We start from the raw sequence: 24,770 nt of genomic DNA on the forward strand, positions 1-24,770 counted from the left end.
ATGGCGTCACCCTACGACCGGCCCTATCGCGGCGGCTTCGTTCGCGCGGAGCATCGCTTCGCGCTCACCGTCTACTTCGAGGACACGGACACCGCCGGCATCGTCTATTACGCCAATTATCTGAAGTTCATGGAGCGCGCCCGCTCCGATATGCTGCTCGCCGCGGGCATCGACCAGCGCGGGACGCTCGAAGCGGGTATTGGCGTCTATGCCGTGGCCGAGGCGCATGTCCGCTACGTTCGGCCGGCCAAGCTCGGCGACGACCTCGTGATCGTCTCGACCCTCGAGGAAGTCCGCGCCGCCTCGGTCCGGATTCAGCAACGGGTCATGCGCGGCGACGAACTCTGCGCCGAAGGACGGATCACCGCCGCCTTCCTCACTCTGGACGGCCGGCCGACCCGCCAGCCGCGCGAATGGGTCGGGGTGTTCGAGGCGATCCGCAACAGGAAGAAGGAACAAGAATGAGCGCTGCCGCGCCCGCCGCCGACCTGATGAGCCCGCTGGCGCTCTTCATGCACGCGGACATCGTCGTGAAGCTCGTCATGATCGGCCTGCTCGTCGCCAGCGTCTGGACCTGGGGGATCATCATCACCCATGTCACCCGCCTCCGCTCGATCAATCGCGCGACCGATTCCTACGAGCGCGACTTCTGGGCTGCCAAGGACCTCGACGCCTTTCACGAGGCACGCGGCAAGGAAGAGATCCCGACCGCCCGCATCGTCACCGCGGGGCTCGGCGAATGGCGCCGCTCGATCGGCCTTGCGAGCAGCGACCGCAGCGGCGCGCGCGAGCGGCTGACCACGGTCATGAGCGCCGAGGTCGAGGGCGAGCTCGACCGACTGTCCGACCGCCTCAACATCCTCGCCACGGTCGCCAGCGCGGCCCCTTTCATCGGCCTGTTCGGCACGGTCTGGGGCATCATGCGCAGCTTCACCGCCATCGCGGGCGCCAACAACACCAGCCTCGCGGTCGTCGCACCCGGGATCGCCGAGGCGCTCTTCGCCACCGCCATCGGCCTCTTCGCCGCCATCCCGGCGCTCATCGCCTATAACCGGCTGACCCACGGCCTCGACCGGTTCGAGGCGCGGCTCAACCGCTTCGCCGACCGCTTCCACGCGACCCTGAGCCGCGAGTTCGAGCGGGAAGGCTGATGGGCGCCCAGGTCGGAACCCGCCGCCGGGGCAAGCGCCGCGCGCCGGTGGCGGACATCAACGTGACGCCGCTCGTCGACGTCATGCTGGTGCTCCTGATCATCTTCATGGTCACCGCCCCGCTGCTCGTCTCGGGCGTGCCGGTCGACCTTCCGCAGAACCGCGCCGCCCCCCTCGACCAGCAGGTCCAGCCGGTGCAGGTCTCGCTCGACGCGCAAGGCGCGATCTACATCGACGACCAACCAATTTCCGAGGCCGCGCTTCCCCAGCGTCTCGCCGCCATCGCCGCCGAGCCCGCCCCGCCCGAGGGCCGCCGCATCTATCTTCGTGCCGACCGCAGCCTCGATTATGGCAAGGTGATGGGCGTGATGGGCGAGCTTAACCGCGCCGGCCTGAACCGCGTCGCCCTCGTCAGCGTGGGCGAGAGCCGGTGAGGATCGATCGCGGCGAGGCGCGGGGTACGGGGCTTGCCCTGCTGCTCCACGTCGGCCTCGTCGCCGCGCTCGCTACCAGCCTCGCACACACCCCCAAGACCCCCGAGCCCGCGCCGGTCGAGGTCGAGTTCGTCGACAGCGACGAGGTCGCGCTGACCGCCGCCGCGCCCACGCCGGCCACGCCGCCCGCCGCGCAGGCGCCTGCGCCCTCGCCCGAGCCGCCGACGCCCGAGCAGCCGGCCCCGCAACCCGCGCCCGCGCCCACGCCGCCCTTGCCGACCCCGATCGTCCAGCCCGCGCCGCCGCCGACACCCACGCCGCGCGCCCAGCCGCAACCTCGCCCCCAGCCCCAGCCGCGTCCGCAGCCTCAGGCCCGGCCCCAGCGACCGCAGGCGCGGCCTCAGCAGGCCCAGCGCCCCGCGCCGCCACGCCCGGCCCCGCCGCGCCAGTCGCGGCTCGGCGACGACTTCCTCAAGGGCATTCCGACCCCCGACCGCGACCTCGGCCCCAAACCCGCGCAGGCCGGCGCCGCGACCTTCAGCGCCGCCGCCAAGGCCAGCGTCGACAGCGCGATCAAGCGCCAGATCCAGCCCTGCGCCGACCGTCAGTCCTCGCTTGGTCCCGGCGCCGACCGGATCCGGGTCACGGTGAACCTCCGGCTCGACCGCTCGGGGCGCCTGTCGCGCCCGCCGGCCCTCGTTCGCACCAGCGGCGTCAATGAAGACAATGCCCGCTTCGAGGACCTCGCCTACGACCAGGCCGTGGCCGTGTTCCGCGCCTGCGCGCCCTTGCGCTTGCCCCCCGAGCTATACATCACGCCGCAAGGTGGCTGGGCTAACATCAACCTGACCTATGCCGCGAAGTGAGGATCATGCTGCGTAAAGCCCTGTTCGCCCTGAGCGCCCTCGTCGCGACGCCCGCCCTCGCCCAGTCGGACGATCCGCCCCCGGTCGACGTCGAGGTGACCAGCGGCGGCGTCAGCAGCGCCATCTCCATCGCGGTGCCCAACATGCCGGTCGACAATGCCGAGCTCGCCCTCGGCCGCAACGTCGCGAGCGTGATCGCCTCCGACCTGCGCGGCACCGGCCGGTTCAATCCGCTCGGGCCGGGCGGCCTGCCCAATTATGCCGTCGCGCAGGCCGACGCGCCCGCCTTCGGCGACTGGCGGCCCCTGGGCGCGCAGCAGCTCGTCACCGGCTTCGTCCGCGCCACCGGCCCCGGCCAGGTCACCGTCGGCTGCTACCTCCATGACGTCGGCGCCGGCCGCCAGCTCCTCGGTCAAGGCTTCTCGGTCTCGGCCGACAACTGGCGCCGCGCCGCGCACAAATGTGCCGATGCCATCTACGCCCGGCTGACCGGCGAGGGGGCCTTCCTTGACACGCGCGTCGTGTTCGTCGCCGAGACCGGTCCCAAGAACAATCGGCAGAAGCGCATCGCCATCATGGATTCGGACGGCGCGAACCTGCGCTACCTGACCGAGGGCGAGGCCACCGTCGTCACCCCGCGTTTCTCTCCCGACGGCCGCCGCTTGGCCTACACCAGCTACGCCGGCCGCCGCGCCCGCGTCTGGGTGCTCGACATCGCCAGCGGGAGCAAGCGCCTGCTCGTGCCCGGCCTCGCGCTGACCAGCGCGCCGCGCTTCTCGCCCGACGGCAACCGCATCGCTTATGCGCTCTCGGCCAACGGCAACACCGACATCTGGGTCGCCAATGCCGACGGTTCGGGCACGCCGCAGCGGCTGACCAGCGCACCCGGCATCGACACCGCGCCGAGTTTCTCGCCCGACGGCCGCCGGATCGTCTTCGAGAGCGACCGATCCGGCTCGCAACAACTCTACCTGATGGACGCCGACGGCTCGAACCAGCGCCGGATCAGCTTCGGCGGCCCGGCCGGCTCGCCCGCGTGGAGCCCGCGCGGCGACAAGATCGCCTTCGTCCGCGTCGGTGCCTTCCGCATCGGCGTCATGAACGCGAGCGGCGGTGGGGAGACCCTGCTCACCGACGGCTGGCAGGACGAAAGCCCGAGCTGGGCCCCCAACGGCCAGTTCGTCATGTTCAATCGCTTCAGCCGCGACGGGCGCACCGGCCTCTACGCGGTCAACGTCGCCGGCGGCACCGCCCGCCGGCTCCCCACCCCCCAGGACGGCTCGGACCCGAGCTGGTCGCCGCTCCAGCGCTGACAAGGAGACTATAATGCGCAAGACCGTCACGCTTCTCGGCATCGCCGTCGCCCTGTCCATGTCGGGCTGTGCCCGCAAGAAGGCCGTCGTCGACACCGCCTCGACCCAGACCGACACGGCCGATGCCGGAACCGTCGCCAGCACCAGCAATGACGACGTCGGCCTCGTCGAACTGCCGGGCAGCCAGGCCGCACTGGTCGCGGCGGCGGGCTCGGACACCATCTATTTCGGGACTGACCAGTCGGACATTTCGGCGGACGCGCAGGCGACGCTGCGGGCGCAGGCCAAGTGGCTGCTCGCCAACACCAATGTCCGGGCTTCGGTCGAGGGGCATGCCGACGAGCGCGGCACCCGCGAATATAATCAGGCGCTGGGCGAGCGGCGCGCGCAGGCCGCCAAGCTCTTCTTGATGGCGCAGGGCATCCCCGAAGCGCGCCTGCTGACCATCAGCTGGGGCAAGGAACGCCCGGTCGCAACCGGCTCGGACGAAAGCGCCTGGGCCCAGAACCGCCGCGCGGTGACGGTCGTCGTCAAGTAAGGGTTCGTCGCCCCGGCACCGGCCGGGGCCTCGTTCATCGGAAACTCAGGCCGCGTAGCGAACCCCGCCGCGGCCGGTCAGCGCGAGCCAGGCGCGGGCCGACTTCTGCGCTTCGGCGATCTCGCGCGCGGTCATCTCGACGCTGATCTCGGCGCGGCAGGCCTGCCCTCGCGTACAGCCGTTCAGGGCCGCGAGGTTGAACCACTTGTGCGCCTCGATGAGATCGACCCCGACCCCGCCGCGGCCGGTCGAATAGGTCACCCCGAGTTCGAACAATGCGTTGACGTCGCCCTTTTCGGCATCCGCGAGGCGGCTGCGGATCAGGAAATCGGCACCTTGCTGGCTGATGGCCATGACTTCAAAACTCCCCTGTCGATGTGGGGAGAATTCAGCCGCGCGGGTTCCCGAATGGTTAACGCGGTAATTACCAGCTTACCTGTTGCTCCGAAGTGACACTATAATTGTCGATCAGGCGCACCGCTCCGAGCTTCGCTGCGACCAGCAGCCGCATGTGTTCGCCCGAGCTTTCAAGCGGTTCGAGCGACCGCTCGTCGACCAGCGCCAGATAATCCACTTCGGAGAAACCTGCGTCGAGCAGCCGGGCCTTTCCGCGCGCCAGCGCCGCGGCGATCGCCTCGCCCGTCAGGATTTCCCGCGATACGTCGGCGAGCACGCGCGGAATGGCCACCGCCTGTGCCCGCTCCGCCGCGCTCAGCAGCGCGTTGCGCGACGACATGGCGAGGCCGTCCGCCTCGCGCACGGTCGGATAGCCGAGGATTCCGATCCCGAGCCCGAGGTCGGTCGCCATGCGCCGGATGACCGCAAGCTGCTGCCAGTCCTTTTCGCCGAAGATCGCAACCCCCGGCCGGACCGCGAGAAGGAGCTTGGCCACCACTGTCGCCACGCCATCGAAATGGCCCGGCCGGTGCTCGCCCTCCCATCGCTCGCTGACGCCCTTGACCGAAATGCTGGTCGCAAAGCCCGCCGGATATAGCTGGTCCGGTGTCGGCAGCCAGACAAGGTCGCAGCCCGCCGCTTCCAGCTTCTCGAGGTCCGCCTCCTCGGTGCGTGGATAGCGCTCGAGGTCCTTGGGGTCGTTGAACTGCGTCGGATTGACGAAAATGGTGGCAGCGACCCGGTCGGCGACGCGCTTGCCCTCGGCGACGAGCGCGAGATGGCCGTCGTGAAGCGCGCCCATCGTCGGGACCAGCGCAAGCGTGTCCGTCGCATAATGGCCCAGGCTCAAGACTGTCTGCAGCTCGTCCAGCGCACGGATGATTTGCACCGTTGATTCCCTTTGGTTTACTCAAGGCACCAGCAAAGAGGCGCTTAGGCGCGACGCGGGGAAGAAACCAAGTGAGCCAGCCACATTTCATCGTCTTCGCCAACGAAAAGGGCGGGACCGGCAAGTCGACCACCGCGGTCCATACCGCGGTCGCGCTGGCCGCGGCGGGCCACCGCGTTGCGGCGCTCGACCTCGACCACCGCCAGCGCACCACCACCCGCTATCTCGAAAATCGCGCGGCCTTCCAGCGCCGCAGTGACATCGCCCTGCCGCAGCCCGCCTTCGCCGTCCTCGAGGACCAGCGCGAGGAAGCGCTCGACGAGGCGATTGCCGCGCTCGCGCCGGAGGCCGACATCATCGTCATCGACACGCCCGGCCGCGACGATGCGGTCGCCCGCGCCGCCATCCTCAAGGCCGACACGCTCGTCACCCCGATGAACGACAGCTTCGTCGACCTCGACCTCATCGGTCAGGTCAACCCCGACACCTTCAAGGTGACCCGCCCGAGCTTCTATGCAGAGCTCATCTGGAACAGCCGCACCGCCCGCGCCAAGACCGCCGGCAAGAGCGTCGACTGGGTGGTGCTCCGCAACCGCCTCCAGCACATCGGCAGCCACAACCAGCAGCGCGTCGGCGCGGCGATGGACGAGCTTGCCCGCCGGGTCGGCTTCCGGGTCATCCCCGGCCTGTCCGAGCGCGTCATCTACCGCGAGCTCTTCCCCAAGGGCCTGACCTTGCTCGACCTCAAGCAGATCGGCGATGCCGGCATCGCCCACATCGCCGCCCGCCAGGAATTGCGCGAGATGGTCGCGGGGCTCGGGCTTCCCGGCGCGGAAACCGCCAAGGCGGCCTGAACCTCCGCGCGAGCGCCGCGCAACCATTCAAGTCCCATAACGTTCAGGGCCGTAATGACTCACAGCTTCGACCCCACCATCCTCCGCGAATATGACATTCGCGGCATCGTCGGCCGCACCCTCCACGAGGAAGACGCCTATGCGCTCGGGCGCACCTTCGCCTCGGAAGGGCGCGACCAGGGGGCCAAGCGCATCGCCGTCGGGCGCGACGGGCGCACCCACAGCCAGGGTTTAGAGGACGCGCTGGTCCGCGGCCTGACCGAAAGCGGCATCGACGTCGTCCGGATCGGTGAGGGGCCCTCGCCGATGCTCTACTGGGCGGTCGCCGAGCTCGACGTCGACGGCGGCATCCAGATTACCGGCAGCCACAATCCGGCCGAGTATAACGGCTTCAAGATGCTGCTTCCGGGCGGCTCGGTGTTCGGCACGCAGATCCAGGACCTCGGTCGCCGCGCCGGCGAAGGCCGGTGGCACGAGGGCCAGGGCAAGGTCGAAGACGTCGACATCATCGACCGCTACGTCGACCGGCTCGTCTCCGACTTCCGCGGCGGCGAGTTCAAGATCGGCTGGGACGCCGGCAACGGCGCCGCCGGCCCCGCGCTCGAGAAGCTCGTCAGGAAGCTTCCGGGCGAACACCACACCATCTTCACCGAAGTCGACGGCAATTTCCCCAACCACCATCCCGATCCTACGGTCGAGAAGAATCTCGAGGACCTGAAGGGGCTCGTCCGCGACAAGGGCCTCGACTTCGGCATCGCCTTTGACGGCGACGGCGACCGCATCGGCGCGGTCGACGGCCAGGGTCGCGTCATCTGGGGTGACCAGCTCGTCATGATCCTCGCCGGCCCCGTGCTCGAGGAACAGCCTGGCGCCCCGATCATCGCCGACGTCAAGGCCAGCCAGACCCTGTTCGACCGCATCGCGGCGATGGGCGGCGAGCCGCTGATGTGGAAGACCGGCCACAGCCTCATCAAGCAGAAGATGAAGGAAACCGGCGCGCCGCTCGCGGGCGAGATGAGCGGCCACATCTTCTTCAAGCATCGCTGGTACGGTTTCGACGACGCGCTCTATGCCTCGGTCCGCCTGATCGAGGCGGTCGCCGCGAGCGGCAAGAGCCTGACCGCGATCCGCGACGCCATGCCCGTCAGCATCGCCACCCCCGAAATGCGCTTCCCGGTCGACGAGAGCCGCAAGTTCGCGGTGGTCGAAGAGGTCCGGGACCGGCTGTCGGCCGAAGGCGCCAAGGTCGACGCGACCGACGGCGTCCGGGTCAGCACCGGCGACGGCTGGTGGCTGCTGCGAGCCTCGAACACGCAGGACGTGCTCGTCGGCCGCGCTGAAGCCAAGGATGCCGAAGGCCTCGAGCGCCTGCTCGAGACCATCGACGGCCAGCTCGCCCACAGCGGGGTCGAGCGGACCGAGGCCGACCACTAGGGCGTTCGCGCCCTAGCTGAAGCTGACGCGCTCGGGATTTTCGGGGTCGAAGCGGATGTCGACCGTACTTCCGGTCGAGACGTCGTAGAATTCGGGATCCTGCCCCGTGACGTTGACGGTCGCCGTGTGCGACTTGCCGTCGACGCCGGTGTAGCTGAGATGGATCGCGGCCTTGCCGTCGATCGTCATGCTGCGCTTGGCCTTTTCCTCGGCCCAGCCGTCGACCTCGTCGCAGCGTCCCTCATAAGTCCGCTGGTCGGCGACGACCCGCTCCTTGCCCATGCGATCGGTCACCGAACCGGCCGCCTTGCGTTCGACGATCATGCAGGTCCGGTCGATGCTGGTCACCATCGCCTGCGCGGGCTTCCAGTCCGTGCACCCCGCCACGCCCAACGCCAGCCCACACATCACCCCGCGCATCATCGTTCCCCTGTTGCCCACATGGGTTCGAGGAGATGCCCGAAAGAAATTAAAAGCGGGTTGAAGGCGCCGGCCTCAGCCGTCGTCCTCGTCATCGTCATAGCCGACCATGTTGAGCTCGCGCGCCTTGATCTGGCGGGTCATGCACCAGTGCATCAGCGCGTCCTCCCGGCCATGGGTGATCCACACTTCCTTGGGCGCGATCTCGAGAATCGTGTCGGTGAGCTCGCCCCAGTCGGCATGGTCCGAGATGATCAGCGGCAGCTCGACGTTCTTCTGCCGCGCCCGCTGGCGGATCCGCATCCACCCGCTCGCCGCCGCGGTGATCGGGTCGGGCAGCCGCCGGCTCCACCGGTCGTTGAGCGCGCCCGGCGGGCACAGCACGAGGTGCCCCATCATGTCCTTCTTGTCGGCCCCCGCGACCGGCCGCAGTTCGCCAAGGTCGATGCCCTGCTCCTGATAGAGGTTGCAGAGCCGCTCGAGCGCGCCGTGATAGTAGATGGGCTGGCTGTGCCCGCGCCGCCTGGCCTCGGCGATCACCCGCTGCGCCTTGCCCAGCGCATAAGCGCCGACCAGCACACAGCGATCGGGATTGTCGGCCAGCCGCATCAGCAGCTTGTCGATCTCGCTCCCCGTCTCGGGATGGTGGAAGACCGGAAGCCCGAAGGTCGCCTCGGTGATGAAGATGTCGCACTTGACCGGAAGAAAGGGTTCGCAGGTCGGGTCGGGCCGGCGCTTGTAGTCGCCCGACACCACCACCCGCTCACCCTTCCAGTCTAGGATGATCTGCGCGCTCCCCAGCACGTGGCCGGCCGGAACGAAGCTCACCTCCACATCGCCGACCGTCACGCTCTGCCCGTAAGCCACCTCGCAGCCGTTCTGGTCGCCGTAGCGCACGCCCATGATCGCCAGCGTCTCGGGGGTCGCCCAGACGGTGCCGTGCCCGCCGCGCGCATGGTCGGCATGGCCATGCGTCACCAGCGCCCGCGGCTGCGGCAGCGAGGGGTCCACCCAGGCGTCCGCCGGCTTGACGTAGATGCCGGTGGGGTGGGGTTCGATCCAGGAACCGAGACGGGCCATGCGGGCTTATACCAGTCTGACAGGCCGACGGTTCCGCCGGCAAAACAAACACGATAGGTGAGGTTCATGGCCGAAGGCAGCGACGTTCATTACTGGTGGCTGGTGCTGGTCGGCGCCTTCGTTCTCCTCGGCGTGCTCTTCTACGCCTTCAGCCGCAACAAGAAGAGCGACGTCCCTCCCGACGTGACCGAGCGCGCGACCCGCGAACTCTATGCCGAGGAACAGCGCGAACACGAACATGACGGCAAAAGCGGCCTCTGAGCGCGCCTGACCTTCCCGCGGTCGTCGCCGGCTGGTTCGAAAGCCGGGGCTGGCGTCCGCGCCGGCACCAGCTCGACATGCTCGATCGCGCCCGCGCAGGGCGGCACGCGTTGCTCGTCGCGGGGACCGGTGCGGGCAAGACGCTGGCCGGCTTCCTGCCGACGATCTGCGACCTCGCGGACCATCCCGCCGAGGGCCTCCACACCCTCTATATCTCGCCGCTGAAAGCGCTCGCGGTCGACGTCCAGCGCAACCTCCTCGATCCGATCGGCGAGATGGACCTGCCGATCCGGGTCGAGACCCGCACCGGAGACACCCCCTCGGACCGCAAGGCCCGCCAGCGCGCGAGGCCGCCGCAGATCCTGCTGACCACGCCCGAAAGCCTGTCGCTGCTCCTCTCCTACCCCGACAGCTTCCTGATGTTCGCGGGGCTGAAGACCATCGTCCTCGACGAGATCCACGCCTTCGCCCGCGACAAGCGCGGCGACCTCCTCGCCCTCGCCCTCGCCCGCCTCCAGAAGATCGCGCCCGCCCTCCGTCGGGTCGGGTTGTCCGCCACCGTCGCCGACCCCGATGCCTATCGCAGCTGGCTCGCGCCCGACGCCGACATGGACGAGGTCGACGTGGTCCTCGGCGAACCCGGCGCCGAGCCGGTGCTCGACATCCTGCTGCCCGAGAACCGCGTCCCGTGGTCGGGCCATTCGGGCCGCTACGCCGCCAAGCAGGTCATGGCGCAGATCGAGCAGCACCGGACGACGCTCGTCTTCTGCAATACCCGCGGCCTTGCCGAGCTGATCTTCCAGGACCTGTGGAAGGTGAACGAGCAGGGCCTCCCGATCGGCGTTCACCATGGCAGCCTCGCCCTCGAAGCCCGCCGCAAGGTCGAGGCGGCGATGGCGGCCGGCAAGCTCCGCGCGCTCGTCTGCACCTCCAGCCTCGACCTCGGCATCGACTGGGGCGACGTCGAACTCGTCATCCAGATGGGGGCGCCCAAGGGTTCGTCGCGCCTCCTCCAGCGGATCGGCCGCGCCAACCACCGCCTCGACGAGCCCAGCCACGGCACCATCGTGCCCGGCAACCGCTTCGAATATCTCGAGGCTCGCGCCGCCCTGGACGCGGTCGACGCGCGCGAGCTCGACCCCGAAATCTTCCGCCCGGGCACGCTCGACACGCTCGCCCAGCACATCCTCGCCTGCGCCTGCGCCGCCCCCTTCGAGCAGGCCGAGCTCCTCGCCGAGCTCCGCTCCGCTGCGCCCTATGCCGGGCTACCCGACGCCTTGTTCGAGACCGTCCTCGCCTACATCGCCACCGGCGGCTACGCGCTGCGCGCCTACGACAAGTTCCGCCGACTCGTGGAGGAGCCCGCGGGCTCGGGCCACTGGCGCATCACCAAGCCCGCGGTCGCGGTCCAGCACCGGATGAATGCGGGGATCATCGTCGACAATCCGATGCTCGACGTCCGCTTCGGCAACGGGCGGATGCTCGGCCGGGTCGAGGAAGGCTTCGCCTCGACCCTCACCGTCGGCGACCACATCTTCTTTGCCGGCCTCAGCCTCGAGGTCGAGCGGATGAAGGACAGCGACATCATCGTCCGTGCCTCCTCCAAGGAAGCTCGCCTCGTCACCTACGGCGGCCAGCGGATGAGCATGACCACCCACCTCGCCGACCGGGTGAAGGGCTTCCTCGCCGACCCCAGCCAATGGTCGCGCTTCCCTCCCGACGTGCGCGAATGGCTCGAGGTCCAGCAGCGCCGCTCGCGCCTGCCCCAGCCCGACGAACTGCTGGTCGAGACCTTCCCCCACGAAGGCCGCCACTTCCTCGTCATGTACAGCTTCGAGGGCTGGAACGCGCACCAGAGCCTCGGCATGCTGGTCACCAAGCGGATGGAGAAGATGGGGCTGAAGCCATTGGGCTTCGTCGCCAACGACTATGCGCTCTCGGTCTACGGATTGGAGCCGATCACCGACCCCGCGCCCCTGCTCTCCCCCGACATCCTCGAGGGCGAGTTCGTCGAGTGGGTCGAGCAGTCGATGCTGCTGAAACGCGCCTTTCGCGAGGTGGCGGTGATCGGCGGGCTGGTCGAGCGCCAGCATCCGGGCAAGCGCAAGACCGGCAAGCAGGTCAGCTTCTCGACCGACCTCATCTACGACGTGCTGCGCAAGTACGAGCCCGAGCATCTCTTGATGCGCGCCGCCTGGGACGACGCCCGCGCCCGGATGACCGAACTTGGTCGCCTCGCCCGCCTGGTCGAGCGCGCCGCCGCGCAGATGGTGCATGTCGACCTCCCCCGCGTCACCCCGATGGCGGTCCCGCTGATGGTCGTCATCGGCCGCGAGGCGCTGCCCGCCGGCTCGGGCGCCGAGGACGCGCTGCTGATGGAAGCCGAATCTGTCCTCGCCGATCTCGCGATGCGCGAGGACTGACGCCCGCCCGCGCAATACGCTAGGATGCAGCATGCGTAGCCTGTTGCTTCTTGCCCTCCCGCTCCTCGCCGGCTGCTCGGTCGCCAACACGGCGGTCGGAGTCGTCACGCTGCCGGTGAAAGCCGTCTCGAAGGGCGTCGACCTCGCCACCACCAGCCAGTCGGAGGCCGACGAGAAGCGCGGCCGCGCGATCCGCAAGGAAGAGGAACGCCTCGGCCGCGAACGCCGGCTCCTGGAGGAGCGCTGCCGCAAGGGCCGCCCGCTTCCGGGCGACCTCTGCCCGACCCGCTAGCGCCGCCCCAGCTTTGCCACCTCGTAGAGATAATCGACGTAGAGCATCGTCGCCTCGTCGATCCCCGCCACCTTCGGATTGCCTGACTTGATCAGGAACCACTCGTCAGGCGCATGCGCCCCGCCGCCGCGGCCGATCCCGAACTGCCCCGTCGGCAGGTTGAGCGGCGCCCCGTTGAACACCACCCCCGGCCAGCTCCCCGCATTGCGCGGGGTCAGCGTGTAGGGAATCTTCAACCGCTCGAAGACGCGCTTCTGCGCCTGGATGAAGGGGCTGTTCTCGTCGGTCTGGTTGGGCCCGTAGCCGCCGGACACCACCACCTTCACGTCATCGAACCCGCGCTTGGCGAGATGCGCCTTGAGCTTCGTGACCACCTCGTCCCTGGTCATGTTCGGCACCAGCCGGAACTCGAGCTTCGCCTCGGCCCGGCTCGGCAGCACGGTCTTGCCGCCGACCCCGGTATAGCCGCTGACCAGCCCCTGGATGTTGACCGTCGGCTGGCCGAGGAACCGCTCGGAGCTGGTCTGGAAGTCCTCGTCGTTGATCCACCGCCCGATCCCGAGCGCCTTCTTCTCCTTGGCCTCGTCGGTCACCGCGACGCGCTGCGCGATCAGCTCCTTCTGCCGCGGCGTGAGCGGCGCGACATTGTCCATGAAGCCGTCGATCGTCGGCGTGTGCCCGTCGTCGGCGACCAACGTGTCGAGTGCCTTGACCAGCCGCCATGCCGGGCTTTCGATCCGCGCATAGTTGCTCGAATGGACGTCGGCCTTGGGATATTTGTCGCTCGTCTCGCCCCCGACGATCAGCTGGAACTCGACCGCACCCTTGGCGCCGAGCGTGATCCCGGCCTGCCCGTCCTGCCCCTGGCTCGCCGCCGGGATGAACACCCCGACCGTCTTCTTGAGCGCGGCGGCGACTTCGGGGTCGGCGACGATGGTGGGGAAGTTGGGGCTCGCGATCTCTTCTTCGCCCTCGGCCACCAGCACGAGATTGACCGGAAGCTTGCGCCCGCTCGCCTTGAAGGCCTTCAAGGCCGCCAGAAACGCCGTCTCGGGCCCCTTCTGGTTGACGGCCCCGCGCCCGCGGATCGCCTGCCCCTCGCCGGCCCGGTCGTAGAGCTGTCCGGCCAGCGGCGGGCTCGCCCATTCGGACGGCTCATACTGCTTCACGTCGTACATGAAGTAGATGCCGAGCGTCACCGGCGCGCCCGCGTCGAGCGTCGCAAACACCCCCGGCACGCCACCCGACTGGACCACGCGGGCCTGCTGGAAACCGGCATCGAGCGCGAGGCGGCGCATATAATCGGCCCCCTCGGCGACGTTGCGCTTTTCGGCCGCGATGGTCGGCAGCGCGATCCAGTCCTGCAGGGCCTTGACCGTCGCCTCGTGCTGGCCCGCCACCACCCGCTCGAGTTGCGCCCGCCCCGGCGTCTGCGCGGCCGCCCCGCTCGCCGCCAGCGCCAGCACCAGTCCCGCTCCGATTGTCCGCATGTCCGCCCCCGTTTGCCCGATAATGATCGCCCGAGACTGGCGCAGCGTCACGCCCTCGTCCAGAGCAGGCCGATGCGCTATTTCCTCGACTGCGAGTTCGACGGCTTTGGCGGGGCCTTGCTGAGCCTCGCCCTCGTTCCCGATGACGATAGCGAGGAATTCTACGCGATCCTCGAGCATGAGCGGCCATGCGTCGACTGGGTCGAGCGCCACGTCATCCCCTATCTCGACACCGTTCCCCAGGCGCTCCGGGCCGAACCGCAACCGCCTGCCGATGTCGCCCGCGAACTGTCGCGCTGGCTGAGCCCGTTCGAAGACGTCGAGATCGTCGCCGACTGGCCCGACGACATCGCCTATTTCTGCAAGGCGCTGCTGACCGGCAACGGCCAGATGGTCACGGTCCCGCCGCTCACCTTCCGCCTGCTCAACCTCGCGGGCTTCTCGACCGCGCGGAACAGCGCCGTCCCGCACAATGCGCTGCACGACGCCCGGGCGCTGCGCGATCATGTGGTCGACCGTGGCTACTAAGTCGTTGCACCCTCTCGGGAAGTCGGGTTAAGCGCCCCGCGATGGTTCCCCTTTCGTTCGCCGGTCACGAATTTCTCGCCGATCCCCAGGGTGCCCTGTGGTGGCCCGACCAGCGCGCGCTACTGGTCGCCGACCTGCATCTCGAGAAAGCCAGCTGGTACGCCCGCCTCGGCCAGTTCCTGCCGCCGTACGACAGCCAGGCGACGCTCGCCGCGCTGACCGAATTGGTCGACCGCACGGGCGCCGAGAAGCTCTACTGCCTCGGCGACAGCTTCCACGACAAGTTCGGCTGCGAGCGGCTGCCCGACACCGCCCGCGCGATGCTTCTCGCCCTGACCGGCCGGCTCGACTGGACCTGGATCCTCGGCAACCACGACCCCGGCTTCGCCGACCATTGCGGCGGCACCCTGATGGAGGAAGCGATCGTCGCCGGCATCGTTCTTCGCCACGAGGCCGATCCCACCGACGCGCGGCCCGAAATGTCGGGCCATTATCATCCCAAGCTTCGCCTCCAGCTGCGCGGCAAGCAGGTCAGTCGCCGCTGCTTCGTCGCGAGCGGCGCCAAGCTCATCTTCCCGGCCTTCGGCGCGCTGACCGGCGGGCTCGACGCCAATCACCGCGAGATCATGAAGAAGGTCGGCTCGCCCGCCGCTGCCCTCATCCCGGTCAAGGACCGGCTGCTGCGCTTCCCCCTCGCCGCCTAGGCGAGCCCCGCCTTCATCAGCCCGCGCACCATGTTGCCGACGAGGAACCCGCCCTCCAGATCGGCCTCGGTGAGGTCGGCCTCGACCGCCTTGCCCTCGCCGATCAGCTTGTCGCGCAGAACGCCCGGCAACAGCCCGCGGTCGAGCGGCGGGGTCAGCAATCGGCCATCGCGCTCGACAAACAGGCTCGTGAAGCTGCCCTCGGTCAGCCGTCCGTCCGCGTCGGCGAACACCACTTCGTCCACGCCGCTCGCCGCCCGCGCCTCGTCGTAGAAGGCGCGGTCGGTCGTCTTGAAGCGCAGCCGGTAATCGTCCTCGGCGACCGGCAGCGGCACCACCTTCACCGTGAGCGGCTCGGCGATGCGCTCGGGCAGGCCGCGCACCTCGACCGCCATCATCCCCGTCGGCGACAGGAGAAGCCGCGCCATCGCCGGGGTCCGACGCCCGAAGGTCGCCGCCTGCAGTTCGTTGCGCGCACCGTGCCGGTCGAACCGGAATCCGAGCGCCCTGGCCGACGCCCCAAGCCGGTCGAGATGCCGGTCCAGTTCCACCATCCCCTCGTGGGGGTCGAAGCGCATGGTCTCAATCAGGTCGATCGCCGGCCGGTCACGCGTCACGAAAATTCCCTTGGCAAGGCACTCGGCCCATTCATCCCCGGCCTGGCTGTCGACCACGATGCCCGACCCCAGCCCGAGGGTCGCTTTGCCGACATCGGCGCCGATGTCGAGAGTCCTGATGAGCACATTGAAACTGGAATTGCCGCCGGGCTCGATCCAGCCGGCCGACCCGCAATAGGCGCCGCGGGGCGCAGGCTCGAGTTCCCGCAGCGCGAGCATCGCCGCGACCTTGGGCGCGCCCGTCACCGACCCGCAAGGGAAGATCGCCCGCAGCACGTCGACCGCGTCGAGCCCGTCCTTGAGCCGCGCGGTCACCCGGCTGACCATCTGGCTGACCGTCGGGTAGCGCTCGACCGCGAACAGTTCGGGCACCGCGACGCTGCCCGGCTCGGCGACGCGGGCGAGGTCGTTGCGCAGCAGGTCGACGATCATGAGGTTCTCGGCCCGGTTCTTGGGATCGCCCGTCAGCACCGAAGCATCCGCCGCCGGTCCCGCCGTCCCCTTCATCGGCCGGGCTTCGAGGACCCGGTCGCGGATCGTGAAGAATTGCTCGGGACTGAGGCTCGCCAGCCATCCGTCCGGATGCCGGATCAGCGCGCCCCAGCCCGCGCCGCCCGCCCGCCGGAGCCGGGCATAGAGCGCCGCGGGTCCGCCCGCGACAGCGACTTCGCAATGGAAGGTGAGGTTCGCCTGGTAATAATCGCCCGCGTGCAGCGCCGCATGCACCCGCCCCACCGCCGCGCGATAATCGCCCTCGGAGACGAGCGGCACCGGCGCGCCAGCGATCGCGCCCGCGGGATCGGGCAGCACATCCTCGGCCGCGACCTCGGCGAACCCCTCGAACAGTCCGAACCACAGCAACGGGCCGTCACCCTGCCGCGCCGCGCCTGCCAGCGCCGGATCGAGCGCATAGCCCGCCTCGTAAGCGAGAAATCCCGCGGCATGCGCGCCGCCACGCACCGCCGCCTGCAATCGCTCGAGCGCCGGGACGACCTCCTCCATCCGATCGGCCCGCACGTCGCCCACGGGGTCGCGATACAGCCGTGCCCCACCCCCCGGGCGCGCATCGTCGAACAGGAGGAAAGGCCCGGTCATGTCGCCGCCGTTTGCCCGCAAGCCTCCGGCTTCGTAAAGCTGTCACTTATGCGCACGCTCCTGACCGCCCTCGCCGCCACGCTCCTCGCCACCGCCGCCCATGCCCAGCCGGTCGACCCGGCGGTGCAGAAGCGGATCGACCGGATCCTCAAGGCGACCCCGCTGATCGATGGTCACAACGACCTTCCGTGGGCCTTGCGCGAGGATTTCGGCAGCAAGACCGAGGGGCTCGCCAGTGGCACCGCCAGCTGGAAGCCGCCGCTGATGACCGACATGGCGCGGCTCAGGGCCGGACGCGTCGGCGGGCAATTCTGGTCGGTCTACATCGACGGCACCACGCTCGGCGACGCCGCCATCCGCACCACCATCGAGCAGATCGACACCGCGCACCGGATCATCGCGGCCTACCCCGACACGCTCCGCTTCGCCCGCAGCGCCGACGAGATGGTCGCCGCGCACAAGGCCGGGCGCGTAGGCTCGATGCTCGGCATCGAGGGCGGCCGCCAGATCGGCGGGTCGATGGCCGCGCTGCGCCGCTTCTACGATCTTGGCGCGCGCTACATGACGCTGACCCACAACCAGACCACCGAATGGGCCGATGCCGGCACCGACGAGCCCAAATATGACGGCCTGTCGCCCTTCGGCCTCGAGGTCATCAAGGAGATGAACCGCCTCGGCATGCTGGTCGATTTGAGCCACGTCGCCCCCGCGACGATGCGCGACGCCATCGCGGCCTCGAAGGCGCCAGTCATCTTCTCCCACTCCTCCGCCGCCGGGGTGAACCCGCACCCGCGCAACGTCCCCGACGACGTGCTGCGCATGCTCCCCGCCAATGGCGGCGTGGTCATGGTCACCTGGGTGCCGAGCTTCCTCAGCCCCGCCATGTGGAAGTGGGACGGCGAGTTTGCCGCCCAGGAGGCGCGCCTCAAGACCTACAATCGTGCCAGCGCCGCCGCCGTCACCAAGGGGATGGAAGCCTGGGTCGCCGCCAACCCGCGTCCGGTCGTCGGGGTCAAGGACGTCGCCGACCACATCGACTACGTCGCCCGCGTCGCCGGGCACGATCATGTCGGCATTGGCGGCGACCTCGACGGAATCCCGCGCACCCCCGTCGGGCTCGAGGGTGTCGAGGCCTATCCCACCCTGTTCGCCGAGCTCATCCGCCGCGGCTGGTCCGACGCCGACCTCGCCAAGCTTGCCGGCGGCAATGTCCTACGCGCCCTGCGCGGGGCGGAAGCCACCGCCCGTGCGATGAAGGACGTGCCGCCCTCGATGGCGACCCTCGATCGCCCCGCCGCCGCCAACTAGAGCAGCGTCCATGGACAATCCCCCGCTCAAGGCCGCGGTCATTCCGGTGACCCCGCTGCAGCAGAACTGCACGCTCCTGTGGTGCACCCAGACCAACAAGGCCGCGCTGTGCGATCCCGGCGGCGACCTGCCGAAGCTTCGCGCCGCGATCGCGCAGGCCGGCGTGACGGTCGAGAAGATCATCCTGACCCATGGCCACATCGACCATTGCGGCCAGGCCGGCCAGCTCGCCGCCGAACTTGGCGTTCCGATCGAGGGCCCGCACATCGACGACCTGTTCTGGATCGCCCGCCTCGCCGACGACGGCGCCGCCTACGGGATCGACGCCTCGCCGTTCGAGCCCAGCCGCTGGCTGACCGACGGCGAGCAGGTGACCGTCGGCAACCTCGTCCTCGACGTCTACCACACGCCGGGCCACACCCCGGGCCACGTCATCTTCCACCATGCTCCCTCGAACCTCGCGCTGGTCGGCGACGTGCTCTTCGCCGGTTCGATCGGCCGGACCGACTTTCCGCTCTCCGATCACCAGGCCCTGCTCGATTCGGTCCGCACCAAGCTCTGGCCCTTGGGCCCCGAAACCATCTTCATTCCGGGCCACGGCCCGATGAGCAGCTTCGAGCGCGAGCGGGCGAGCAATCCCTTCGTGGGCGATGCGGTGCTGGCCTAGGTCCCTTGCTTCCCGCCGACTTTCCGCTATAGGCCCGTCCGTTCGCGATGATCTTGTCGCCGCCCCGGGTGTCCGCATCCGGTGAGCCCGGCACAGGTTCGTCGCCTTCTTTTTTGACCGCAACACAAGTGACAAGGTGCCGCAATGGCCGTCCCCAAGAGAAAGACCTCGCCCTCGAAGCGCAACATGCGCCGCAGCCATCACGCGCTGACCCCGGCGAGCTTCCAGGAATGCCCGAACTGCGGCGAGCTCAAGCTCCCGCACAATCTCTGCCAGGCCTGCGGCCACTATAACGGCCGCGAGATCGTCTCGACCGAGGCCTAAGAGCGCGCAATCGTGAAACGCGGAACATCAGGCGCCGACCTGTCGGCCGCTCCGCGGATCGCCATCGATGCCATGGGAGGCGACGGAGGGCCCTCAGCGATGCTGGGGGGCCTCGAGCGCGCCCTCAAGACCGATCCCTCGCTGCGCTTCCTCGTCGTCGGCGACCAGGCGGTGGTCGAGCCGGCGATGGCCGCGCTCGCCTTGCCGGCGGGCACCGCCACCATCCTCCACGCGCCCGACAGCATCGCGGGTGACGAAAAGCCGAGCCAGGCGCTGCGCCGCGCCCGGACCACCTCGATGGGCCTCGCGATCAACGCGGTGAAGGAAGGGCAGGCCGACGCCGCCTTGTCCGCCGGGAACACCGGCGCGCTGATGGCGATGAGCAAGCTCGCGCTCCGCACCATGCCCGGGATCGATCGCCCGGCGCTGACCGCACTCCTGCCGACGCTCGGCACCCACGACCTCGTCATGCTCGACCTCGGCGCCAACACCGAGAGCGACGCCCAGAACCTCGTCCAGTTCGCCGTGATGGGCGCCGCTTATGCCCGCACCGTGCTGGGCTTGAAGCGCCCGCGGGTGAAGCTCCTCAACATCGGCACCGAGGAGCTGAAGGGCACCGACGAGATCAAGGAAGCCGCCGCCATCCTGCGCGAGGCCGACTATCTTCCGCTGAAGTTCGACGGCTTCACCGAAGGCGACCAACTGTCGCGCGGCAATGTCGACGTGGTCGTCACCGACGGCTTCTCGGGCAACATCGCGCTCAAGACCGCCGAGGGGACCGCGCGCTTCGTCACCGACCTCCTGCGCCGCGCCTTCACCTCGTCGCTGCGCTCCAAGGCCGGCTTCGCGCTGTCGAAGCCCGCGCTGCACATGCTCAAGGTCCATCTCGACCCCAACAACCACAACGGCGCCGTCTTCCTCGGGCTGAACGGCCTCGTCGTGAAGAGCCACGGCAGCGCCACCCCCAAGGGCGTCGCCAATGCCATCGCCGTCGCCGCCCGGATGGTCCGCGGCGACATCGTCAATCAGGTCATCTCCGACCTCGACGAATTCCGTGCCCACGCCTTTGCCGTGACGAGTGCCTGATCCATGCCCTTGCGTAGTGTCTTTCTGGGGGTCGGGTCCGCGCTTCCGGCCCGCCGCGTCGACAATGCCGAACTGGCCGCGCAGGTCGACACCACCGACGAGTGGATCGTCGAGCGCACCGGCATTCGTTCGCGCTACATCGCGGGCGAGGGCGAAACCACCGCCAGCCTCGCCACCGAGGCCGCCCGCAAGGCGCTCGAGGCCGCCGGCCTGACGCCCGCCGACGTCGGCCTCATCGTGCTCGCCACCGCGACGCCCGACAACACCTTCCCGAGCAGCGCGACCAAGGTCCAGCACAACCTCGGCATCCTCGACTGCATCAGCTTCGACGTCCACGCCGTCTGCACCGGCTTCCTCTACGCCGTGACGGTCGCCGACTCGATGCTGCGCGGCGGCAACGCCAAGGTCGCGCTGGTGATCGGTGCCGAGACCTTCAGCCGGATCCTCGACTGGGAGGACCGCACGACCTGCGTCCTGTTCGGCGACGGCGCGGGGGCGATCGTCCTGCGCGCCGAAGAAACCGAGGATCGCGGGATCCTCGCCACCAAGCTCCACGCCGACGGCCGCTTCGCCGACATGCTCTATGTCGACGGCGGGCCCTCGACCACGCAGACCGTGGGCAAGCTCCGGATGAAGGGCCGCGAGGTCTTCCGCCATGCCGTCGTCAATCTCGCCGACGTGCTCGGCGAGGTGATCGCGGCGGCGAACCTCACCCCGGACGACGTCGACTGGGTCGTGCCCCACCAGGCCAATGCCCGGATCATCGACGCCACCGCGCGCAAGCTCGGGCTCCCCGCAGAGCGGGTCGTGCTGACCGTCGACCGCCACGCCAACACTTCCGCCGCGTCGGTGCCGCTGGCTCTCGACGTCGCGGTCAAGGACGGGCGGATCAAGCGCGGCGACACGGTCGTCCTCGAGGCGATGGGCGGCGGCTTCACCTGGGGCGCGGCGGTACTTTGCGTTTAACGGACGGGCGGACAACAGTTTTTCACGCGATTGTCTGTTTGCCGACCGAAGCCTAATCCGTTATGCAATCGACATCGGCGCGAAGGGGCGTGCCATAACAGGGCGGGAGTTGAGGATGGCCGACGCAGGCGTCCCGCGTAGCGGGCAGAATGCGGAAATGCATGCGGGGACCCTGACTAGGGCCGACCTCGGCGATGCGGTGCACCGGAAGCTGGGCCTCAGCCGCGCCGAGTCGGCGAGCATGGTCGAGCGCGTGCTCCATCACATGTGCGCCGCCCTCTCGCACGGCGAAAACGTCAAGATTTCGGGCTTCGGCAGCTTCATCCTGCGCGACAAGGGCGAGCGGATCGGCCGCAATCCCAAGACCGGCGTCGAAGTCCCGATCGCGCCGCGCCGCGTCATGACCTTCCGCGCCAGTCAGACGATGCGCGACCGGATCGCTCGCGGTTAGTCATGCCCGGCGCCACGGGCGGCAAGGATCCGCACGCCTTCCGCACGATCGGCGAGGTCTCCACTGAACTGGGCATCGCCCAGCACATCCTGCGCTACTGGGAGTCGCGCTTCCCGCAACTGAAGCCGCTGCAGCGCGCGGGCAATCGCCGCTACTACCGGCCCGAGGACGTCACCCTCCTCCGCCAGATCGACAGCCTGCTCAACCAGCAGGGCTATACGGTGAAGGGCGTCCAGCAGCTCCTGCGCGGCAAGGACCCCCTCCCCGAACCGGCCCCGGTCGAGGAAAACCTGGTCGGAGCCCTCAAGCGCATCCGCGCCGAGCTGGCCGACGCCCTTTCCTGACCAGCGTTCGTTCGTCCTGAGCGAAGTCGAAGGACGATCACCGACGGCTCAAGCCCGCCCTTCCACCTCTGTCAGGGCGATGGGACTTGCTGCCGAAGCCCGCGAAGCCGCGACCCGCGCCACCGCTTCCTCGAGCGGCACGCGGCTGACCTGCACCCCCTCCGGAAAGGCCGTCAGCAGCCGCGACGGACAGGCCGCCGACAGAATCACGAACGTGCCCTTGTCGCCCTGCCGCCGGATCAGCCGCCCGAACGCTTGCGCCAGCCGCGCCTTGACCACCCGGTCGTCATAGGCCGAGCCGCCGCCCGCCAGCCGCCGCGCCGCATGCAGCACCGTCGGCCGCGGCCACGGCACCCGCTCCATCACCACCAGCCGCAAGGATTCGCCCGGCACGTCGACCCCGTCGCGTAAGGCATCGGTGCCCAGCAGGCTCGCGCGCGGGTCGGCGCGGAACATGTCGACCAACGTCCCCGTGTCGATCGGATCGACATGCTGGGCGAGGAGCGGCAACCGGTCGCGCGCCAGCCGGTCGGCGATCCGGGCCTGCACCGCCTTCAGCCGCGCGATCGCCGTGAAAAGCCCGAGCGTGCCGCCCTCGGCCGCCGCGATCAGCCGCGCGTAGGCATTGGCGAGCGCCGCCAGGTCCCCCTGCTTGACGTCGGTCACCACCAGCACCTCGGCGCTCGCGGCATAATCGAACGGGCTGGCGGCATGGAAATGCGCGGCCGGCGCGGGCAGGTGCGTCGCCCCCGTCCGCGCGTCGGCGACGTCCCAGCCCTCCTCGCCCCCGCGCAGCGTCGCGCTCGTCACCAGCACCCCCTGCGCCGGCTCCAGCACCGCCTTGGCGAGCGGCCGCGTCGGATCGAGCCAGCGCCGCTGCAACCCGATGTCGAGCTCGCGCCCCTCGATCCGCTCGACGCTCATCCAGTCGACGAAATCGGGGTCCGCCGCGCCGCCGATCCGCGCGAGGAGCTGGATCCACGCCGTGACCGCCCCGCCGCGCCAGGTCAGCCCCGCGATCGCGCCCTCGACCCGCGCCCGCGCCGCCCCGTCGAGCCAGTCGGGCGAGTCTTCCAGCACCGCCTCCAGCCGCATCCGCAGCGCCGCCAGCGGCTTCTGCATCGCTTCCAGCGCGGCCAGCGCGCTCGCCGCCGCTTCGACCAGCCGCCCGTCGGGTTCGGCGAGCTCGGTCTCGATCCCGTAGCCCGCATCCTCGGCCCGGGCCCGCGCCAGCACCGTGTCGCGGACCGCCGCGAACAGGCTTTCGAGCGGGCCCATCGGCATCCCCTCGACCACCCGGCCGAGCCAGCCGTCGGCCGGCAGCAGCCCCGCCGCCTGCACCGCCGCGTCGAGCGCCTCGGCCCCCTCGTCGTCATAGGAGCAGACGTCGAGCAGCCGCGCCGCGAGCCCCCGCCGCCGCCCCTTGGTCGCGCGCTCGGGCCCCATGATCCAGCGCCGAAGCTCGATCGTCTCGGCCCCCGTCAGCGCGACCGAAAAGGTCGAATCGGCCGCGTCGAACAGGTGGTGGCCCTCGTCGAACACGATCCGCTCGAGCCCGCCGCCCAAGCGCCCGCGCGCCGCCGAGACCATCACCAGCGCGTGGTTGGCGATGACCAGCTCGGCCCCGCGGCTCGCCCGCTCGGCCTTTTCGATGAAGCATTTCCGATAGTGCGGGCAGCCGGCATAGACGCATTCGCCGCGCCGGTCGGTGAGCGCGGTCGCGCCCGCCCGCCGGAACAGGCTCGGAAGCCAGCCCGGCAGGTCGCCGCCGACCATGTCCCCGTCCTTGCTGTAGGCCGCCCAGCGCCCGACGAGCTGCGCCAGCATCGCCGCGCGGCCGCTGAACGACCCCTGGAGCGCATCCTCGAGATTGAGCAGGCACAGGTAATTCTCGCGCCCCTTGCGGACCACGATCTTCTTCTTGCGCTCGGCCGCGTCGGGAATGATCCGCGCGCCTTCCGCATCGAGCTGCCGCTGCAGCGCCTTGGTGAAGGTCGAGACCCACACCGTGCCCCCCGCCTTCTCCGCCCACAGCGAGGCGGGCGCGAGATAGCCGAGTGTCTTGCCGATCCCCGTGCCCGCCTCGGCGAGCAGGAGGTTGGGCGCATCGCGCCGGTCGCGCGGGGCGAAGGCATGGGCCGCGGCCGCCGCGAACGCCCGCTGCCCGTCGCGGCTCTCGGCCCCCTTGCCCGTCAGCTGCCGGAGCCGCGCCTCGGCCTCACCGTCGCCCAGCCGGATCATCCGCGCCGGCGGCCGTTCGGGCGCCTCCTCCCACTGCTCCAATCGCGAGAACAGCATTCGCTCGCCGCGCTCGGGCTTGGCGAGGCGCTGCCCGACCAGCCCCGCCCAGCCCCAGCCCAATCGCTGCAGCGTCATGTTGCTGGTCCACGCACCCTCGCGCTCGGCCCAGTCGCCGCCCAGCACCGCCAGCAGCCGGTTCGCGATCGTCGGCAGGAGCGCCGCCTGCGCCCCCTCGTCGGCCGGCGCCTCGAGCCCGCACCACCCCGCCAGCCCCGCCACCGTCGGCACCACGAAGCGCGCCGGATGAACGAAGGCGAACAGTTCGAGCAGGTCGAGCCCGCTCACCTCGGGATAGCCGAGCCGCTGCCCCGTCAGCGGCGCATTCAGGATCAGGTGCGGAGTCTCCGCCACCGCCCGGATCGCCTCCCCCCGCCCGACCGCCCGCACGCCGTCCGGGCCGACCAGCCAGATACCGGCATGGCTCGCGTGGAGGGCAGGAAGGGAGAGGGAGAGGGAGGGGGACACGCCAGCCTATGTGGCGAGGCGAGAACGAAAGGGCAACGAGGAAGCCGCGCTAATGTCCGCTATGGGTGGACTG

At 69.7% G+C, this 24,770-nt stretch carries 27 protein-coding genes; 20 read left to right on the forward strand and 7 right to left on the reverse strand.

What is annotated here, in order from left to right:
* Genes ABD693_RS02830 through pal form a run of 6 tightly spaced genes read left to right on the forward strand, consistent with a single transcriptional unit; the run spans position 1 to position 4,302 of the window.
* Positions 1-465, forward strand: coding sequence for a YbgC/FadM family acyl-CoA thioesterase (locus ABD693_RS02830; RefSeq protein ID WP_344695479.1), 465 nt, complete (start codon positions 1-3; stop codon positions 463-465).
* Complete coding sequence (tolQ, locus tag ABD693_RS02835) at positions 462-1,151, forward strand: protein TolQ (protein ID WP_344695480.1); 690 nt, start codon at positions 462-464, stop codon at positions 1,149-1,151. Before ABD693_RS02830 ends, tolQ begins: the two co-directional genes overlap by 4 nt.
* A complete protein-coding gene (locus ABD693_RS02840; protein ID WP_344695481.1) occupies positions 1,151-1,585 on the forward strand; it encodes an ExbD/TolR family protein in 435 nt (144 codons plus the stop codon). Before tolQ ends, ABD693_RS02840 begins: the two co-directional genes overlap by 1 nt.
* A complete protein-coding gene (locus ABD693_RS02845) occupies positions 1,582-2,451 on the forward strand; it encodes a cell envelope biogenesis protein TolA (RefSeq protein WP_344695482.1) in 870 nt (289 codons plus the stop codon). Before ABD693_RS02840 ends, ABD693_RS02845 begins: the two co-directional genes overlap by 4 nt.
* Positions 2,452-2,456: 5 nt before the next feature.
* Entirely contained in the window at positions 2,457-3,764 is a 1,308-nt protein-coding gene (gene tolB, locus ABD693_RS02850) for a Tol-Pal system beta propeller repeat protein TolB (protein ID WP_425567243.1), read from the forward strand.
* Between the two features lie 13 nt (positions 3,765-3,777).
* Positions 3,778-4,302 (forward strand): peptidoglycan-associated lipoprotein Pal, encoded by a 525-nt coding sequence (gene pal / locus ABD693_RS02855; RefSeq protein WP_344695484.1) that lies wholly within the window; start codon positions 3,778-3,780, stop codon positions 4,300-4,302.
* A 45-nt stretch (positions 4,303-4,347) separates the two neighbouring features.
* Here pal and ABD693_RS02860 read toward each other — a convergent pair whose 3' ends face one another.
* Positions 4,348-4,656: an SEL1-like repeat protein gene (locus ABD693_RS02860; protein WP_344695485.1), complete on the reverse strand. Its 309-nt coding sequence runs from the start codon at positions 4,654-4,656 to the stop codon at positions 4,348-4,350.
* A 70-nt stretch (positions 4,657-4,726) separates the two neighbouring features.
* Positions 4,727-5,587 carry a pantoate--beta-alanine ligase gene (gene panC / locus ABD693_RS02865; protein ID WP_344695486.1) on the reverse strand — a complete coding sequence of 287 codons (861 nt, stop codon included), beginning with the start codon at positions 5,585-5,587 and terminating at the stop codon, positions 4,727-4,729.
* A gap of 71 nt (positions 5,588-5,658) precedes the next feature.
* Between panC and ABD693_RS02870 the strand changes: the two genes are divergently transcribed.
* Both ABD693_RS02870 and pgmG read left to right on the forward strand, forming a co-directional pair.
* Positions 5,659-6,441 (forward strand): division plane positioning ATPase MipZ, encoded by a 783-nt coding sequence (locus ABD693_RS02870; RefSeq protein WP_344695487.1) that lies wholly within the window; start codon positions 5,659-5,661, stop codon positions 6,439-6,441.
* 54 nt (positions 6,442-6,495) lie between these two features.
* Entirely contained in the window at positions 6,496-7,875 is a 1,380-nt protein-coding gene (gene pgmG, locus ABD693_RS02875; protein ID WP_344695489.1) for a phosphoglucomutase/phosphomannomutase PgmG, read from the forward strand.
* Between the two features lie 12 nt (positions 7,876-7,887).
* Here the strand turns inward: pgmG and ABD693_RS02880 are convergent, their stop codons facing one another.
* On the reverse strand, positions 7,888-8,262 hold the full coding sequence (locus tag ABD693_RS02880) for a hypothetical protein (RefSeq protein ID WP_344695490.1): 375 nt from the start codon (positions 8,260-8,262) through the stop codon (positions 7,888-7,890).
* A 108-nt stretch (positions 8,263-8,370) separates the two neighbouring features.
* Entirely contained in the window at positions 8,371-9,375 is a 1,005-nt protein-coding gene (locus ABD693_RS02885) for a ligase-associated DNA damage response exonuclease (protein ID WP_344695491.1), read from the reverse strand.
* Positions 9,376-9,441: 66 nt separating this feature from the next.
* Between ABD693_RS02885 and ABD693_RS02890 the strand changes: the two genes are divergently transcribed.
* Genes ABD693_RS02890 through ABD693_RS02900 form a run of 3 tightly spaced genes read left to right on the forward strand, consistent with a single transcriptional unit; the run spans position 9,442 to position 12,351 of the window.
* Positions 9,442-9,636 carry an LPXTG cell wall anchor domain-containing protein gene (locus ABD693_RS02890; RefSeq protein WP_344695492.1) on the forward strand — a complete coding sequence of 65 codons (195 nt, stop codon included), beginning with the start codon at positions 9,442-9,444 and terminating at the stop codon, positions 9,634-9,636.
* Complete coding sequence (locus ABD693_RS02895) at positions 9,633-12,059, forward strand: ligase-associated DNA damage response DEXH box helicase (protein WP_344697557.1); 2,427 nt, start codon at positions 9,633-9,635, stop codon at positions 12,057-12,059. Before ABD693_RS02890 ends, ABD693_RS02895 begins: the two co-directional genes overlap by 4 nt.
* 31 nt (positions 12,060-12,090) lie before the next feature.
* Entirely contained in the window at positions 12,091-12,351 is a 261-nt protein-coding gene (locus ABD693_RS02900; protein ID WP_344695493.1) for a hypothetical protein, read from the forward strand.
* Here the strand turns inward: ABD693_RS02900 and ABD693_RS02905 are convergent.
* Positions 12,348-13,841: a M20/M25/M40 family metallo-hydrolase gene (locus tag ABD693_RS02905; RefSeq protein ID WP_344695494.1), complete on the reverse strand. Its 1,494-nt coding sequence runs from the start codon at positions 13,839-13,841 to the stop codon at positions 12,348-12,350. The genes ABD693_RS02900 and ABD693_RS02905 overlap by 4 nt on opposite strands.
* 72 nt (positions 13,842-13,913) lie before the next feature.
* On the opposite strand from ABD693_RS02905, the gene ABD693_RS02910 reads away from it, so the two are divergent.
* Together ABD693_RS02910 and pdeM are read left to right on the forward strand one after the other, a co-directional pair.
* Entirely contained in the window at positions 13,914-14,369 is a 456-nt protein-coding gene (locus tag ABD693_RS02910) for a 3'-5' exonuclease family protein (RefSeq protein WP_344695495.1), read from the forward strand.
* Between the two features lie 41 nt (positions 14,370-14,410).
* The gene (pdeM, locus tag ABD693_RS02915) at positions 14,411-15,073 is read left to right on the forward strand and encodes a ligase-associated DNA damage response endonuclease PdeM (RefSeq protein ID WP_344695496.1); all 663 of its coding nucleotides are present in this window, start codon (positions 14,411-14,413) and stop codon (positions 15,071-15,073) included.
* Here the strand turns inward: pdeM and pabB are convergent.
* Positions 15,070-16,785 (reverse strand): aminodeoxychorismate synthase component I, encoded by a 1,716-nt coding sequence (gene pabB / locus ABD693_RS02920; protein WP_344695497.1) that lies wholly within the window; start codon positions 16,783-16,785, stop codon positions 15,070-15,072. The genes pdeM and pabB overlap by 4 nt on opposite strands.
* A gap of 48 nt (positions 16,786-16,833) precedes the next feature.
* Between pabB and ABD693_RS02925 the strand changes: the two genes are divergently transcribed.
* From ABD693_RS02925 to ABD693_RS02955, 7 genes are all read left to right on the forward strand, one after another.
* A complete protein-coding gene (locus ABD693_RS02925; RefSeq protein ID WP_344695498.1) occupies positions 16,834-18,093 on the forward strand; it encodes a dipeptidase in 1,260 nt (419 codons plus the stop codon).
* Positions 18,094-18,103: 10 nt separating this feature from the next.
* Positions 18,104-18,760 carry an MBL fold metallo-hydrolase gene (locus tag ABD693_RS02930; RefSeq protein ID WP_344695500.1) on the forward strand — a complete coding sequence of 219 codons (657 nt, stop codon included), beginning with the start codon at positions 18,104-18,106 and terminating at the stop codon, positions 18,758-18,760.
* 144 nt (positions 18,761-18,904) lie between these two features.
* Positions 18,905-19,084: a 50S ribosomal protein L32 gene (rpmF, locus tag ABD693_RS02935; RefSeq protein WP_029941941.1), complete on the forward strand. Its 180-nt coding sequence runs from the start codon at positions 18,905-18,907 to the stop codon at positions 19,082-19,084.
* Positions 19,085-19,123: 39 nt separating this feature from the next.
* Entirely contained in the window at positions 19,124-20,170 is a 1,047-nt protein-coding gene (plsX, locus tag ABD693_RS02940; RefSeq protein ID WP_344697558.1) for a phosphate acyltransferase PlsX, read from the forward strand.
* Between the two features lie 3 nt (positions 20,171-20,173).
* On the forward strand, positions 20,174-21,136 hold the full coding sequence (locus ABD693_RS02945) for a beta-ketoacyl-ACP synthase III (RefSeq protein WP_344695501.1): 963 nt from the start codon (positions 20,174-20,176) through the stop codon (positions 21,134-21,136).
* 115 nt (positions 21,137-21,251) lie between these two features.
* Positions 21,252-21,587, forward strand: a complete 336-nt coding sequence (locus ABD693_RS02950; RefSeq protein ID WP_344695502.1) for an integration host factor subunit alpha — start codon at positions 21,252-21,254, stop codon at positions 21,585-21,587.
* Positions 21,588-21,589: 2 nt separating this feature from the next.
* On the forward strand, positions 21,590-21,931 hold the full coding sequence (locus ABD693_RS02955; protein WP_344695503.1) for a MerR family transcriptional regulator: 342 nt from the start codon (positions 21,590-21,592) through the stop codon (positions 21,929-21,931).
* Between the two features lie 48 nt (positions 21,932-21,979).
* Here the strand turns inward: ABD693_RS02955 and ABD693_RS02960 are convergent, their stop codons facing one another.
* On the reverse strand, positions 21,980-24,697 hold the full coding sequence (locus ABD693_RS02960; protein ID WP_344695504.1) for an ATP-dependent DNA helicase: 2,718 nt from the start codon (positions 24,695-24,697) through the stop codon (positions 21,980-21,982).
* Between the last annotated feature and the right edge of the window lie 73 nt (positions 24,698-24,770).

The organism is Sphingomonas rosea (genome assembly GCF_039538065.1).
Lineage (GTDB): Bacteria > Pseudomonadota > Alphaproteobacteria > Sphingomonadales > Sphingomonadaceae > Sphingomicrobium > Sphingomicrobium rosea.